This window comes from Polaribacter sp. 20A6 (assembly GCF_011378915.1).
Classification (GTDB): Bacteria; Bacteroidota; Bacteroidia; order Flavobacteriales; family Flavobacteriaceae; genus Polaribacter; species Polaribacter sejongensis.
In genome coordinates, this window is the sequence record NZ_WTPZ01000002.1 from 591160 (window position 1) to 607199 (window position 16040).

Sequence of the window (16040 nt, forward strand, 5' to 3'; positions counted from 1 at the left end):
GACTCACTTTTTATTCTATATTTTTTTGGATTATTTATAGTGTTGTTGTTTAATAATAATGGATTACAATCTTTATATATTTCGTTTAGAGAATTCTATTTTTTATTTATACTTATTTTTATATTTCAAAAAATAGAAATAGAAGAAAGAGAGTGGAATAAAATATTAAACCTTCTTTTTTATTTGCTAATATTAAATACAGGGTTTATAATATTAACCTATGCTTTAGGACCAAAGGGTTATATGGAATTAATGACAGGACGTTATAGATGGGGAGTTGACCCTGAATATGGTTTTAAAATGACAAATTTCTCTAAATTTTGGAGATCTCCAGCTCTTATTGGTAATCCTGCATCTGTAGGTTATTTTAGTATTTTAACTTATCTTTTAATGGATCAAAATGAAAAATTTAGAAAGAAGAAATACTTTGCATTAATACCTTTAATTTTTTCATTTGTAAGAAGCCCATACTTGATTTTTATAGTATATGAGTTTTTTAAGTTTTTTACCAAAAAGAAAAATTTGAAGAAGTTAGTTTTACTTTTAAAGGTTGGGATACCTGTTGGTGTTTTAACATTTATTTTTTTAGCTAAAAATAATATTTTATCAACAGCATCTTTATATGATAGAGTTCATTTATGGACTACTCAAATTAATGTAGATTATAATTTTCTTTTTGGAGGAGCAATAGGTAATGTAGGAGGAGGTGTTAGAGGGGCAGGTAGTTTTATAGAGACTATAGATAGTTCTTGGTTCTTTTTTTTATTTTCATCTGGGCTTATAGGAATTGTTTTAATTATTCTTTTTATTCTTCAAAAAATTAAAAATAATAATAAGTCTTTTTTTATTTTAATAGCCTTTTTTTTAGCTGGTTTTCTTGTTCATTTAACACAAAGCATTGTGTTTTTAGCAATTTTTCCGTTATTGTTTATAAAAATAAAAAAAGAGGAAGTAATACATAATTTAGAAAAATGAAAATAAGTATTTTACATAAGTTCTTTTTAGGTTTCACTTTTCTATTAGCAACCTTTCCTTTACTTCCTTTTGTACTTAGAAGTGTCGTAACTATAATCTGGTGTCTTTTAGGTATTCTATTTTATTTTAAAGAAAATAAGATTCATGTTAAGTTAAATAAAGAAATATGGGTGTTTTTAATTCCGTATTTAATATTAATACTTTCATTAATTTATTCAAAAAACACAAATGTTGGGGTAAATCTCTTAACTAAAATGTTGTCTTTTGTAATTATTCCAATTCCTTTTTATTTAAATAGGAATATTTTTAATACTAAGAACCTGTATAGAATTATAGCTGTTTTTTCTATTACTGTTGTTCTATTTGTACTTTATCAATTAAGTGTTGTTTTTTTTAATAAGGACTTTTTATTAGAAGGATTATCGGCAACAGAAATAAAAATTAATGGTTATACATCTATTCGTCAGATTTCTGAAGAAGCTGTTTCAAGAATTAAACTTAGACGATTTAGAGGGTTTATAACTACAATTTCTAATACACATACAACTTACCAAGGTTTATGGATTTCTTTTACCATTTTTATGTTTTGTGTAGCAATTTATAAAAGAAAGAAATGGGTAGAAAAACTTGTGTTACTCGTTTTAGTAGCTGTTTTATTAATTTGGTTGTACCTTATTTCTACAAGAATGCCTTTGCTAGCACTTTTAGTATCGGGTATTATAACTACAGTTGTTTTTGGTGGATTTACTAAAAAGAAATTAATGTATTTTGGGCTTACTATTTTAACGATAAGTATGCTTACGTTATCATTTAAAAACCCACTATCTATAAGAGTAAAAGAGTATTTTAATACAGGTTTTCAGGTGCTAAATAAAAGCTCTAAAATTAACGATTACAACTCGTCAAATGTTAGAAACGGAATATATTATTGCTCGTTAAATTTAATTCCTAATAATTTATTTTTAGGTGTTGGTGTTGGTGATGTACAAGAAGAGTTAAATAATTGTTATGCTACAGAATTACTTTCTGATATTTATACATGGACAGATTATAACACCCATAATCAATATCTTTTCTTCCTTGTTTCCACAGGGTTTATTGGTTTTGTAGCTTTTGTGTTTTTCTTGTTTTACATGATGAGAAAATCATACAGAGATAAAAAATTTATATTTTTTTATTTTATAATTTCTGTTTGTTTGATGTTTTTAACTGAAAATATTTTACAAAGATCAGATGGTGTTATCTTTTTTTCTTTCTTTAATTCGCTTTTATTTTTTAATACCCTAAAAAAGAAAAATTCGTATGATTATAATTAATTCAAGATTTTTAACTCAAAGAATTACAGGGGTTCAAAGGTTTGCAATTGAAATTTGTAAGGAGTTAAAAAAAAGTAATTTAGAAATTGAATTTGTTTCTCCAAAAAATATTATAAATTCTGAGATTGCAGAAGAATTAGATATAAAAAAAATCGGTAATTTAACAGGTCATTTATGGGAGCAAATAACATTACAATTGTATGTTAGCAAAAAAGATGCCTTATTAATTTCATTAGGTAATACTGCTCCTCTTTTTTTAAAACATCAAATTGTAACAATCCATGATCTAAGTTTTAGGTTATTTCCAGAATGGAATTCAAAAATGTTTTCATTGGTATATAATTTTATGATACCGATTATAGCTAAAAAAGCAGACCATATATTAACAGTTAGTAATAGTTCTAAAAAAGAACTGATTAGTGAATTAGAAATACCTGAAAATAAAATTAGTGTTATCTACAATGCTGTAAGTACCATTTTTTTAGAAAAAGATGCACAAGAAAAAGAAAGTTATAAAAATGAAGAAGAGTATATTTTAACTGTTTCATCTTTTCATCCTAGAAAAAATTTAAAGAGATTAATAGATGCGTTTCTTAAGTTACCAGACAAAAACGTACACTTATATATTGTTGGTAATTTTGATAAAAACTTTGCTTTTGAAACTTTAAATATCGAAGAAGACGGCTCTCGAATAAAAATATTAACAGGTGTAAATGATGTTGATTTAAAAGAGTATTATAAAAATGCTAAGCTTTTTGTATATCCGAGTTTGTATGAAGGTTTTGGTATACCAATAATAGAAGCAATGAGTTGTGGTCTGCCTGTTTGTGTGTCTAATATTGATGTTTTTAAAGAAATTTGTGGTAATAATGCAGAGTATTTTGATCCTAAAAATACAGATGATATAAAAGAAAAAATAATGTTATCATTAGAAAAACCAAAACAAGAATTTAAGCAATTAGAAGCATATAGTTGGTCTAAATCTGCTAGTTTAATAGAAACAAAAATTTTAGAAATAGAGAGTGTAAGTTAGAATCTATACTCTTAGGTATTCATAATTATGAAAAATAAAATTGACTGGGTTGATAATGCCAAAGGTATAGGAATTGTTCTTGTAGTTTTTGGACATGTTTTGCGAGGTATTTTTGCAAAAGGTTTATCAATTAGTAATGATACATTTATGTTTATAGATGATATTATTTACAGTTTTCATATGCCTTTATTTTTTTTAATTTCTGGTTTTTTTATTAATAAAAGCCTTTCTAAATATGGAGGAAAAGAACTGATAATAAATAAGGCGAAAACAATAATGTATCCTTATTTTATATGGTCTGTAATTCAAATATTAATTAATGTTTTACTGAGTAAATTCACAAATAATAATTCAGATCTTTGGTCTATTTTAAAAATAATTTACGAACCTATTGCTCCTTTTTGGTATTTGTATGCTGTTTTTTTAATGTACATATTGTCGGTAATATTTATAAAAATTGATATAAAATTAAAGATTTTTTTTGCAGCTATTCTATACTTTTTGCCAAATACAAATATTATTTTAGTAGATAATTTATTCGATTTTTATATTTATTTTATTCTAGGCTCTTTTCTTTTTAAAGAAATTAATCAACTTAAAAAGAACGTTTTAATTTTGTTTTTAAGTGTTCCGTTTTTTTTAATATCCTTTTATTGTTATAATGTTCTTTTTAAGATTAATGAGATAAGACTTTATTTAATACCAGCTTTAATTGGGGCTATTGTAGTTTTTAGTTTCAGTAAAATTATGGTGCAAAATAAAATATTTACATTCTTAGGAAATCAATCTTTAGTTATATTTCTTCTACATATATTTTTTACTGCAGGAACAAGGATTTTTCTATACAATGTTTTAGGAATATCATCTGTTGTATTACATGTGTTTTTAGGAGTAACAATAGGTTTATTAGGTCCGTTATTGTTTAATTACTTCTATAAAAAGTTCAATTTAAAAGGCTTATTTGTTTGTCCTTTTTAAGTTTAGAGCAATTCCCGTAATTTTTTTGTTTTTATACTCTTTTATAGAGCAACATTCCATATTTTTGGTGAAATTAGCCTAATAAGTCTATGAAAAAAGCACTAGTACATGACTGGTTTTATACAAATGGAGGAGCTGAAAAAGTAGTTCATTCTATTGCTAATATTTGGGACGATTTAGAATATCACTCACTTATAGATTTTTTAGATGATAAAGACCGAGCTTTTATTTTAAATGGGAAGAAAGTTAAGACTAGTTTTATTCAAAATTTACCTACTGCAAAGAGTAATCATAGAAAATTTTTAGAATTTTTTCCAAAAGCGATAGAATCTTTTAATCTTAATGAATTTGATTTAGTTATTTCATCATCATCTTCTGTTGCTAAAGGTGTTTTAACCAATCAAAATCAATTACATATTTGTTACTGTCATTCTCCAATGCGCTATGCTTGGAACTTGTATCATGAATATTTAGAAGATAAAAACCTAACAACAGGTTTAAAAGGTTGGTATGCTAAAAGAGTTTTACATAAACTAAGAACTTGGGATGTTATTTCTACCAATAGAGTAGATCATTTTGTTGCCAATTCTAATTATATTGCCCAAAGAATAAAGAAAATTTACAATAGAGAAGCCACTGTTATTTATCCACCTGTAGACATACAAAATTTTCCGTTAGAAGAAAATAAAGAAGACTATTACGTAGCTGCTTCTAGATTAGTTTCTTATAAGAAAATTGCTTTAATTGTTGAAGCATTTAATAGAATGCCAAATAAAAAATTAAAAGTTATTGGAGAAGGGCCAGAGATGTCTCAGATTCTTAAAATAGCCAAAAGCAACATAGCCGTTTTAGGAAGAAAAAATCAGGATGAGATGGTTAAAATTCTGCAAAAAGCAAAAGCATTAGTTTTTGCAGCTGATGAAGATTTTGGAATTTTACCTGTAGAAGCTCAAAGTTGTGGTACACCAGTTATTGCACTAAATAAAGGAGGATTAAAAGAGACCGTTATTAATAATGAAACTGGTGTTTTTTTTCAAAAACAAGAAATTATTGATATCATTGAAGCTGTAAATAAATTTGAGAAATTAAAATTTGATGCTAAGGTAATTAGAAGAAATGCAGAGCGTTTTAGTAAAGAAAGGTTTGAAAGAGAATTTAAAGAATTTGTAGAACAAAAAACAAAAAATCTTTAATTTGAGGAAAAGATATTCAAAATATATAAAACCTTTATCAATCTTTTTTGATTTATTAATACTAAATTTAGTGGTCTTTTTTGTCTATGATACAGAGTTCCTAAATAGCTTTTTTCTAATTTATATTTCACTATTTTGGTTAATATCTTCACTCGTTTTGGGGTACTATAATACTTATAGAAATACAAAACTTTATCAGCTTGTTAAAATATTAATATCTCAAACGGCTATTTTTACTTTAGGCTATTTTACTTATTTTGGTTATTTCAGAGAAGGAGTTGTTATTAATAATCAAGCAAAAATTTTAACAATAATTATAGCCCTTTTATGGATATTCAAACTTTTTATTTTTTATTCGATAAGGTTATATAGGTCTAAAGGAAATAATTATAGAAAAGCTATTGTTTTGGGTAGTGATAGTTCATCAAAAAAAATTATACAAACATTAATAGAGGATAAGGGGTTAGGATATAGATATCTAGGTTTTTTTTCTGATAAAGAGAGAGTTGATAAGCTATATTTAGGTACTATTAAAGCTAGTTTTAATTTTGTGTTACAAAATGAAGTTGATGAAATATTTTGTTCTTTAAATGAGTTAAAAGAATTAGAATTAAGAAAAATAAGAAAGTTTGCAAATAGAAATAACTTAATATTAAAATTAATACCAAACTCAAGAGAAATATATAATAAAGATTTAAATACAGAATATTTGGGTAATTCTTTACCTGTTTTAAATGTAAAAAAATTACCACTTGAAATTTTTGAAAATAGAAGTTTAAAAAGAGTTTTTGATATTTTTTTTTCTTTTTTAGTCTGTATACTTATTTTTTCATGGTTATTTCCTATTATTATTTTAATTATAGGAATTGAATCTAAAGGGGCAACAATCTTTAAACAAAAAAGAGAAGGTATTAATGGAGGAGATTTTATGTGTTATAAATTCAGGTCTATGTATCAAGAGAAGTCATTAGATGCAGGACACACAAAGAAAAATGATGCTAGAATTACAAAAGTTGGTGCTTTTTTAAGGAAAACAAGTATTGATGAATTTCCACAATTTATTAATGTATTTTTAGGTCAGATGAGTATTGTAGGGCCAAGACCACATATGAATATTCATTCTTTAAAATTTGATAAAGAAGTTACTAATTATATGAAAAGGAAGTCTGTAAAACCAGGAATTACTGGTTTGGCTCAAATTAGTGGTTATAGAGGTGAAATACAAAAAAAATCAGATATAGAAAATCGAGTTCGTTTAGATGTTTTTTATATAGAAAATTGGTCATTTTTATTAGATATAAAAATTATATTTAAAACCTGTATAAATATTTTTAAAGGAGAAGAGAAAGCATATTAAATAAATGAGAGAGAAATTAGACATATCAGTATCTATTGTTCTTTATAATGAAAATTTAGAGGAGCTTACAAAAACAATAAATTGTTTTTTAAGTATTCCGCTAAAAAAGAAACTTTATTTAATAGATAATACACCTCAGAAGTATTTTAATGATGTTTTTAATCAAAATGAAATTGAATATGTTGCTATTGGTAAAAACATTGGGTTTGGTTCTGGTCATAATAGAATATTAGATAAAATAAATGAAACCTCTAAATTTCATTTAATTTTAAATCCAGATGTACTATTTAACTTAGGTGTTATTTCTAATTTAATTAAAGAATTAGAAAACAATAAAGATGTTGCAATGATTGCTCCTAAAGTATTGTTTCCAAACGGAAAACATCAATATTCTTGCAGAAGATATCCATCTGTTTCAGAATTAATTGCTAGAAGGTTTACGCTTTTAAAACCAATGTTTAAAGCTGTTATTTTTAAAGGAGAATACAGAGAAAGAGATTTAGAAATTCCTTTTTTTGCAGAATATATTACAGGCTGTTTTCAACTATACAGAACAGAAGATTTTATAGCATTAAATGGTTTTGATGAGCGGTATTTCTTGTATATGGAAGATGTTGATATTTGTAAAAAAATAGATTTATTAGAGAAGAAGAAATTATATTTTCCTCAAGAACAAATCATACATGTTTTAAAACAAGGCTCTTCTAAAAGTCTGGAATTATTTTTACGTCATACTTCATCTGCATTTAAATATTTCCATAAATGGGGTTTTTAAGAACATAAAGTTCTTAAATAGAATTTCTTTTTCCTTTAAATTGTCTTTATAATCAAAGTGGAATCCAATATTTTTAAAATATATTTGCAATAACAACAACACAACAAACAATGAATGTACTTATTTTAGGTTCTGGAGGTAGAGAACACGCTTTTGCAATTAAATTATTAGAAAGTAAAAAAATTAATAAACTTTTTGTAGCTCCAGGAAATGCAGGAACAGATAAAATAGCCACTAATATTAATATCGATGCTACAGATTTTGAAGCTGTTAAAAAGATTACATTAGAAAACGACATTAAAATGGTTCTTGTTGGACCAGAAGTACCTTTGGTAGCTGGAGTTCACGATTTCTTTTTGGCAGATGAACAGTTGAAAAATATTCCAGTAATCGGACCTAAAAAAGACGGAGCATTGTTAGAAGGATCTAAAGATTTTTCTAAACAATTCATGCAAAAGCATGGCGTTCCAACAGCAAGATATCAATCTTTTACGAAAGATAATTTACAAGAAGGTTTTGCTTTCTTAGAAACCTTAGCACCACCTTTTGTATTGAAAGCAGACGGTTTAGCAGCAGGAAAAGGAGTGTTAATTTTAGACTCTTTAGAAGAAGCAAAAACCGAATTAGAAGAAATGGTTTCTAATCAAAAATTCGGAACAGCATCTACAACTGTAGTTATTGAAGAATTTTTAAAAGGAATAGAATTATCTGTCTTTGTTTTAACAGACGGAAAAAGTTATAAAATTTTACCATCGGCAAAAGATTATAAGAGAATTGGCGAAGGTGACGCAGGTTTAAATACTGGAGGAATGGGAGCAATTTCTCCCGTACCATTTGCAGATAAAGCTTTTTTAGATAAAGTAGAAGAATTGGTTGTAAAACCAACAATTGCAGGTTTACAAAAAGACGGAATAGATTATAGAGGATTTATCTTTATTGGTTTAATGAATGATAATGGAAATCCTTCTGTAGTTGAGTATAACGTAAGAATGGGAGACCCAGAAACGGAAGTTGTTTTACCAAGAATTGAGTCAGATTTATTTGAATTGTTCGAAGGAGTTGCAAACCAAAATTTACATGAAAAATCGTTTTCTGTAACCGATAAAACGGCAACAACGGTAATGTTAGTTTCTGGCGGATACCCAGAAACGTATGAAAAAAATAAAGAAATTACAGGTTTCGATACCGTAGAAGATTCTTTCGTTTTTCATGCCGGAACTACCATTAAAGACGGCAAAGTTGTTACAAGCGGAGGTAGAGTTATCGCGGTAACCTCTTTTGGCGACACCATTGAAGAGGCTTTAGAAAAGAGTTATAAAAGTATAGATAAGATTCATTTCGATAAAATGAATTACAGAAAAGATATTGGTTTCGATTTAGTGTAAATTTATTTTTATTTGGGCGCCTTCCTGCCGCAGGCAGGTTTTAACAGGCTTGAAATTTATCTTGAGCGAAGTCGAAAGGTTATATCTTTTTTTCAGAAAAAGAAAAAAAGGATGCCATTTCAATCCTTAACGCACTTGTTTAAAATCAACTGTTTTATCCGAGTTTTTTAGTGATTATTAAAAAATGAAAGCGAGCCAAAAGAAAATAATAATTACACCCTTAAACTGGGGTTTAGGCCATGCAACTCGTTGTGTGCCTATTATAAATGCATTATTAGAAAACAATTTTACACCCATTATTGCATCAGACGGAAACGCTTTAAGCTTTTTAAGAAAAGAGTTTCCGAGCTTAGAATATATAGAAATCCCAGCTTATAATATTTCTTATCATAGAAATTTAAAGTTGGGATTACTTTTGCAAATACCTAAAGTTTTAAAAGCAGTTAGAGAAGAGCGTAAAATTATCAATAATTTTATACTTAAAAATACAGACGTTGTTGGTGTAATTTCAGATAACAGATTCGGAGTAAGAAGTTCGTTGGTTCCTTCAGTTTATGTTACGCATCAAGTAAATGTTTTGTCTGGTAGTACTACTTTTTTTACCTCTTATTTTCATCAACAAATAATAAAAAAGTTTGATGAATGTTGGATCCCCGATAAGAATGGTTCTGAGTTTTCAGGAAAACTATCATCAACCAAAAAAAATCTGAACACAAAGTTTATTGGAGTTTTAAGTCGTTTTAAAAAACAAGAATTAACTCAAAATATAGACGTTTTAATCATTCTTTCTGGTATTGAGTCTAACAGAGTGTTTTTAGAGAATAAATTGATTTCAGCCTTTAAAAACGATACTAGAAACATTGTTTTTGTTTTAGGTAAAATAGAGCCCGCCCAAAAAAGTTGGAAAAAGGAAAATATTACTTACTATAATTATGTATTATCAGAAGAACTTCAAAATTTAATCAATTCTAGTAAGATTATTATTTGCAGATCTGGTTATTCCTCTATAATGGATTTAGCTGTTTTAGATAAAAAAGTGTTTTTTATTCCTACCGAACATCAAGATGAACAAGAATATTTAGCTTCGTTTTTAGAAACTAAAAAATTAGCTCCATTTTCTAAAATGAAAGATTTTGTAAAAGAAGATATTTCTAAAATAGAAAATTATAAAGGTTTAAAAACTACTGAAACAAAATTAGATTCCGATTTATTTAGGCTTTTCGAGCGTAAAAGAAAACTCTGATCCTTCTCCGTAAGTACTCTTTAATAAAATGGTTTCGTTGTGTGCTTCTATAATGTGTTTTACAATAGACAAACCTAAACCAGAACCGCCTTGTTCTCTAGATCTACTTTGGTCTACTCGGTAGAATCTTTCAAAAAGTCTAGAAAGATGTTGTGGTTTAATTCCTTCTCCATTATCTATTGTTTTAACAATAAACTTAGCTTCATTATAACTTTCTATAGCAACAATAGTAGTCCCGTTTGGTTTTCCGTATTTAATAGAGTTTACAATTAGGTTGATTAAAACTTGTTCAATTTTTTCTGCATCTCCTTTTACAAATACAGGAAATTCATGAATTCTATCAAATTTTAAGGTAATGTTTCTTTTTTTTGCTCTCATTTCAAACATGTCAAAAACATTTTGTACCAATTCTAAAATGTTAAAGACATCCTTATTTAGTTTCATACCATCATTTTCTAATTTAGCAATCATGTCTAAATCTTTAATAACGGCAACCAATCTTTCTACTCCTTTATTAGCTCTTTCTAAGTATTTTGTTCTAATTTCTTTGTCGTTTACGGCTCCTTCAATTAAGGTTAAGATATAGCCTTGTACTGTAAATAAAGGAGTTTTAAGTTCGTGTGCAACATTTCCTAAAAAATCTCTTCTAAAAGAATCTCTTTCAGTTAAACTTTTTATTTCTAGTCTTTTTCCTTCTACGAATCTTTGCATTCTTTTAGAAAGTTTATCAATATCTGTAGTTACAGAGTCTCTTCGTAAATCGTTTACGTCTAAGATAGAAACATCTTCGTATATTTTTTTAAGGCGTCTGTATATAAAGTGTTCTGTTCTATACTGAATGATAAAAAAGGAAATTACAAAAAGAATTGCAATAGAAAAAAGGACAGAACCAATACCAATATGCTTAGAAAAAAAACAATAGGATAATGCTGCGATTACAACTGTAAGCAGTGTTAAATATAATGCAGACCAAAGTGCGTAAGAGTATGTTTTTTTAATTTTCATTAGGGCAATTTTAATGCTCTGCGCCTTCTAAAACAAACTTATAGCCAACTCCTTTTACGGTTTTAAAGTGGTCATCACCAATTTTTTCACGTAGTTTTCTAATGTGTACGTCAATAGTTCTACCGCCAACAACAACTTCGTTTCCCCAAACAGTGTCTAAAATAACTTCTCTTTTAAAAACTTTACCAGGTTTAGAAGTTAATAAAGAAAATAATTCGAATTCTTTTCTAGGCAGCGATATTCTTTTACCAGCTTTATAAACTACATATTCATCTCTATCAATAACAATATCACCAATTTTAAAAGTTTCTTCGCTATCTTTTTTGGTTTTTAGTCTTCGTAAAAGAGATTTTACTTTACTTATTAAAACTTTAGGTTTAATAGGTTTTGTAATATAGTCATCTGCACCGGCTTCAAAACCAGCTAATTGAGAGTAGTCTTCGCCTCTTGCTGTTAAAAATGCAATAACAACGTTTTCTAGTGATTTTACTTTTCTAATTTTTTCGCAAGCTTCTATTCCATCCATTTCTGGCATCATAATATCTAATAAAATTAGATGAGGAATATTCTTCTTAGCAGCTTTAACAGCTTCTACTCCATTTGTTGCAGTAAATATCTGATAGCCTTCATTTTTTAAATTATAACCTACAATTTCTATAATATCTGGCTCATCGTCAACCAATAAAATCTTAATATCACTCTTGTTCATAAATAGATTTAAAACTATTGAATATCAAAAGTAGTAATAAATATATTACTAATAGGATTCCTTAACAATCATTTAATCTCGTCTTAATCTATTAACATTAACATAACGTTGAGAGGGTGTATTGATAAAAATTTAATGTTTTATTCTTTTTGTTGAGTTAACGATAGTTTAATCAGGTTTATCTTAATTATTTGTATTTTTATGGATATAACCTTAAATTACATTTACATGAAAAAAAATTACATTTTTACTTTATTATTTACATTTTACTTGACACTGGGTTCTTTTGGTCAGGTCATTTTAACTGAAAATTTTTCTTATTCTGATGGAAGTTTAACTTCAACTACAAATTGGGAGAATGTAAGCGGTACAGAAGGGGATTTATTAGTTTCTTCTGGGCAAGTTGTTGTGCAACACGGTATTCCTAGTGAGGATGCTAATATTACATTTACAGCAGTTTCTGGGGACATTTACGTAGGTTTTGATTTTTCTGTAGATGATTTAGGTGATGTTTACAGTGGCTCTGATAATGAATATTTTGCTCATATTGATTTTAAAGCTAAAATTGATATTGTACCTGCTACTAATGGAGGTGATTATTCAGTGGGAATTGCTTCAACATCGAGTTCAGCTGAGTCTGTTTGGGCTACGGATTTAATATTTGATCAAAAATATAGAGCCATTATAAAGTTTGATCAGGTTATTGGAATTGCACAACTTTGGATAAACCCAACGGTATCTGCAGATACTTCTATTTCTGGTTCAGAAATTGGTTCAAATTCTCTTGATAGCTTTGATTTTAGACAGTCTGATTCATCAGAAAACGAAACTGTTCGTATGGATGATCTAATGATTGGTCAGACTTTTGAAGATGTATTGGTTTTTGAAGAAGCAACTGCTTCTTTATCTAAAAATGAAATTAAAGGTTTTACTACATATCCAAACCCAATTACAAATAATATGTTTACAGTGGCTACTTCTTCTGGTTTGTCAAAAAGTGTAACCATCTTTAATTTATTAGGAAAACAAGTTTTTAAAACAAACTTCTCTGGTGAAAAGAAAGATTTAGATGTTTCAGAAATTAATTCTGGAGTGTATGTTTTAAAAGTTACAGAATCTGGTAAAACGACTACTAAGAAATTAGTGATTAGGTAATTATTAGTTACGTTTATTTTTATAAAGCTCCGAATTTTATTCGGAGCTTTTTTATTTTCACTATCTTTAGTAATGAAAAAGAAAAACGTATTGCTATGAATTTACCTATTAACTTAAATGATGTCCTTTTTTTAGATATTGAAACTGTTCCTGAATATGAAGGTTGGGGGCAACTTGCTAAAGAAACACAAGCGCTGTACAATAAGAAAACGGAATATCAGCGTAAAGAAGATGTTACAGCTGAAGAATTTTATGAAAGAGCTGGTATTTGGGCTGAATTTGGCAAGATTGTTTGTATTTCTGTAGGTTACTTGGTGGGTGTAGAAAACAAAAAACAATTGCGTTTAACTTCTTTTTTTGGTGATGATGAACACCAACTTTTAACGGAGTTTAAAGAATTGTTAAATCTACATTTTAATAAGAAAACGAATGTTTTATGTGCGCACAATGGTAAGGAGTTTGATTTCCCTTTTATCTCTAGAAGAATGATTCTAAATCAAATTTCATTACCAAATAAATTAAATCTGTTTGGTAAGAAACCTTGGGAAGTACCGCATTTAGACACTTTAGAATTGTGGAAGTTTGGAGATTATAAACATTATACTTCATTAAAGCTTTTAACGTCTATTTTAGGTATTCCATCACCAAAAGATGATATTGATGGGAGTGAAGTGGCAAAAGTGTATTACCAAGAAAAAGACATACAAAGAATTGTAACCTATTGTGAAAAGGATACGATAGCTGTTGCTCAAATTTTATTGCGTTTTAACAACCAAGAATTGTTGAAGGCAGAAGATATTGTGAGTGTCTAGTTGTTTTACATATAGATTCATAGTGAAAATCAGAGGGCCAAAAATAAAATTCCCAAAGAAAATTTGTTTATTTTTCTCTGGGAATCTTTAAGTTTTTTTTAGTGAATCTCTGTGCAACAACTTTTAATCTTCTAATTTCATAGAAAGCTCTAACCAGCGCTCTTCTTTTTGCTCTAAATTATCGATTGTTTCTTGTAGTTCTTCAGATTTTTTAGCAATATCATCAGGCGCAATTTCTACATTTAAAAATTCTGTCTCTATCGTTGCTTTTCTTCTTTGAAGTCTTTCAATATCTCCTTCTAAAGCACCAAACTCTCTTTTTTCATCAAAAGTTAAGGTGTTTTTATTTGATTTTTTAACCTCTTTTTTCTCTTCCTTGTTTCCTATAGGTTTTGCAACAACTTCCGTTAATGCAGAACCATCATCGTATGCTCTAAAATCTGAGTAATTTCCTGGAAAATTCTCTACAACGCCTTCGCCTCTAAAAACAAATAATGCATCTACAATTTTATCCATAAAATAACGGTCGTGAGAAACAACAATTAAATTACCAGGAAAATCTAATAAGAAACTTTCTAGTACATTTAATGTTACAACATCTAAATCGTTTGTTGGCTCATCTAAGATTAAAAAGTTAGGATTCTGAATTAAAACGGCACATAAGTACAAACGTTTTTGTTCTCCTCCAGATAATCTTTCTACAAAATCGTATTGTTTCTTTTTATCGAATAAAAAACGTTCTAATAATTGTGATGCAGAAATTTTTCTACCTTTTGTTAAAGGGATAAATTCTCCAAATTCTTTAACAACATCAATTACTTTTTGTCCTTCTTTTATTTGGATACCAGTTTGTGTGTAATACCCATATTTTACAGTTTCACCTAAAATAACTTTACCAGCGTCTAAAGGAGCTGTTTCTGTAATAATATTTAAGAAAGAAGATTTACCAGTTCCGTTTTTACCAATAATACCAATACGTTCTCCACGTTTAAAAACGTAATCGAAGTTTTCTAAAATCTTCTTTTCACCAAAAGACTTAGACACTTTATGAAGTTCAAGAATTTTACTTCCTAAACGTTCCATATTTATTTCTAATTGAACCTGATGATCTTGCCTACGTTGATGTGCTTTTTCTTTAATTTGATAAAAGTCATCTGTTCTAGATTTCGATTTTGTAGTTCTTGCTTTTGGTTGCTTGCGCATCCATTCTAATTCCTTTTTAAATAAACTTTTAGCTTTTCCTAAATTGGTTGCTTCTAAAGCTAAACGTTCTTCTTTATTCTGTAAATAATAAGAGTAATTCCCTTTGTATTTATAGATTTTACCTTCGTCTAATTCTAAGATTTCGTTACAAACACGTTCTAAGAAATAACGGTCGTGCGTAACCATAAATAAGGTGATTTTTTCTTTTGCAAAGAAAGCCTCTAACCATTCTATCATTTCTAAATCTAAATGATTTGTTGGTTCATCTAAAATTAATAAATCTGGTTTATTAATTAAAACGATTGCTAAAGAAAGCCTTTTTCTTTGTCCACCAGAAAGTGCACCAACTTTTAAAGATAAATCGTCTAACTTTAATTTTGATAAAATTTGTCTGTATTGCGTTTCAAAATCCCAAGCATTGTATTGCTCCATTTGCTCAAAAGCAGCTTGGTATGCATCGGTATCGTCTAGGTTTAATAATGCTTTTTCGTATTGATTAACAATAGAAAGAATTTTATTATCCGTAGCAAAAATGGTTTCTTCTATGGTTAAATCTGGATTAATATCATCTTTTTGAGCCAAATAAGCAATAGAAATACCTTTTCTACTAACCACTTGGCCAGAATCTGGAACATCTAAGCCAGCAATAATATTTAAGATAGATGTTTTACCACTACCATTTTTAGCTACAAAAGCAACTTTTTGATCTTTGCTAATTCCAAAAGAGATGTCTTCAAATAAGACGCGTTCTCCGTAAGACTTAGAGATGTTTTCAACAGATAAATAATTCACAGAAATAAATTTATTTTTTGCAAAGAAACAAAAACCCAAGCGTTAAGTAGGTTTTTTGATGTCATTTAATTTGTTTGAGCGAATTCTAAGCTGTATTTATGTTAAATAT

General features: G+C 28.0%; 14 protein-coding genes. 11 read left to right on the top strand and 3 right to left on the bottom strand.

The window, feature by feature from the left end; genetic code table 11:
- Positions 1-183: 183 nt before the first annotated feature.
- The 9 genes from GQS57_RS06370 to GQS57_RS06410 all read left to right on the top strand — a co-directional run bounded on the left by GQS57_RS06370 (position 184) and on the right by GQS57_RS06410 (position 10255).
- Positions 184-975: a hypothetical protein gene (locus tag GQS57_RS06370; protein WP_165731737.1), complete on the top strand. Its 792-nt coding sequence runs from the start codon at positions 184-186 to the stop codon at positions 973-975.
- Complete coding sequence (locus GQS57_RS06375; protein WP_165731738.1) at positions 972-2291, top strand: O-antigen ligase; 1320 nt, start codon at positions 972-974, stop codon at positions 2289-2291. Before GQS57_RS06370 ends, GQS57_RS06375 begins: the two co-directional genes overlap by 4 nt.
- The gene (locus GQS57_RS06380) at positions 2278-3324 is read left to right on the top strand and encodes a glycosyltransferase family 1 protein (RefSeq protein ID WP_165731739.1); all 1047 of its coding nucleotides are present in this window, start codon (positions 2278-2280) and stop codon (positions 3322-3324) included. Before GQS57_RS06375 ends, GQS57_RS06380 begins: the two co-directional genes overlap by 14 nt.
- Before the next feature lie 27 nt (positions 3325-3351).
- Complete coding sequence (locus tag GQS57_RS06385; RefSeq protein WP_165731740.1) at positions 3352-4302, top strand: acyltransferase family protein; 951 nt, start codon at positions 3352-3354, stop codon at positions 4300-4302.
- A gap of 89 nt (positions 4303-4391) precedes the next feature.
- Positions 4392-5495, top strand: coding sequence for a glycosyltransferase (locus GQS57_RS06390; RefSeq protein WP_165731741.1), 1104 nt, complete (start codon positions 4392-4394; stop codon positions 5493-5495).
- A 1-nt stretch (position 5496) separates the two neighbouring features.
- The gene (locus GQS57_RS06395; protein WP_165731742.1) at positions 5497-6852 is read left to right on the top strand and encodes an exopolysaccharide biosynthesis polyprenyl glycosylphosphotransferase; all 1356 of its coding nucleotides are present in this window, start codon (positions 5497-5499) and stop codon (positions 6850-6852) included.
- Positions 6853-6856: 4 nt separating this feature from the next.
- The gene (locus GQS57_RS06400) at positions 6857-7627 is read left to right on the top strand and encodes a glycosyltransferase (protein WP_165731743.1); all 771 of its coding nucleotides are present in this window, start codon (positions 6857-6859) and stop codon (positions 7625-7627) included.
- 110 nt (positions 7628-7737) lie between these two features.
- Positions 7738-9012 (top strand): phosphoribosylamine--glycine ligase, encoded by a 1275-nt coding sequence (gene purD / locus GQS57_RS06405; protein WP_165731744.1) that lies wholly within the window; start codon positions 7738-7740, stop codon positions 9010-9012.
- Between the two features lie 184 nt (positions 9013-9196).
- Positions 9197-10255, top strand: coding sequence for a UDP-N-acetylglucosamine--N-acetylmuramyl-(pentapeptide) pyrophosphoryl-undecaprenol N-acetylglucosamine transferase (locus GQS57_RS06410; protein ID WP_165731745.1), 1059 nt, complete (start codon positions 9197-9199; stop codon positions 10253-10255).
- Here GQS57_RS06410 and GQS57_RS06415 read toward each other — a convergent pair.
- On the bottom strand, positions 10220-11260 hold the full coding sequence (locus tag GQS57_RS06415) for a cell wall metabolism sensor histidine kinase WalK (RefSeq protein ID WP_165731746.1): 1041 nt from the start codon (positions 11258-11260) through the stop codon (positions 10220-10222). The two genes, GQS57_RS06410 and GQS57_RS06415, sit on opposite strands and share 36 nt — an antisense overlap.
- Positions 11261-11270: 10 nt before the next feature.
- Positions 11271-11969 (bottom strand): response regulator transcription factor, encoded by a 699-nt coding sequence (locus GQS57_RS06420; RefSeq protein ID WP_165731747.1) that lies wholly within the window; start codon positions 11967-11969, stop codon positions 11271-11273.
- Between the two features lie 228 nt (positions 11970-12197).
- Between GQS57_RS06420 and GQS57_RS06425 the strand changes: the two genes are divergently transcribed.
- Together GQS57_RS06425 and GQS57_RS06430 are read left to right on the top strand one after the other, a co-directional pair.
- Positions 12198-13124: a T9SS type A sorting domain-containing protein gene (locus GQS57_RS06425; protein WP_165731748.1), complete on the top strand. Its 927-nt coding sequence runs from the start codon at positions 12198-12200 to the stop codon at positions 13122-13124.
- Positions 13125-13219: 95 nt separating this feature from the next.
- The gene (locus GQS57_RS06430; RefSeq protein ID WP_165731749.1) at positions 13220-13936 is read left to right on the top strand and encodes a 3'-5' exonuclease; all 717 of its coding nucleotides are present in this window, start codon (positions 13220-13222) and stop codon (positions 13934-13936) included.
- Positions 13937-14059: 123 nt separating this feature from the next.
- On the opposite strand, the gene GQS57_RS06435 is transcribed toward GQS57_RS06430, so the two are convergent.
- Positions 14060-15931 (bottom strand): ABC-F family ATP-binding cassette domain-containing protein, encoded by a 1872-nt coding sequence (locus tag GQS57_RS06435; RefSeq protein WP_165731750.1) that lies wholly within the window; start codon positions 15929-15931, stop codon positions 14060-14062.
- Between the last annotated feature and the right edge of the window lie 109 nt (positions 15932-16040).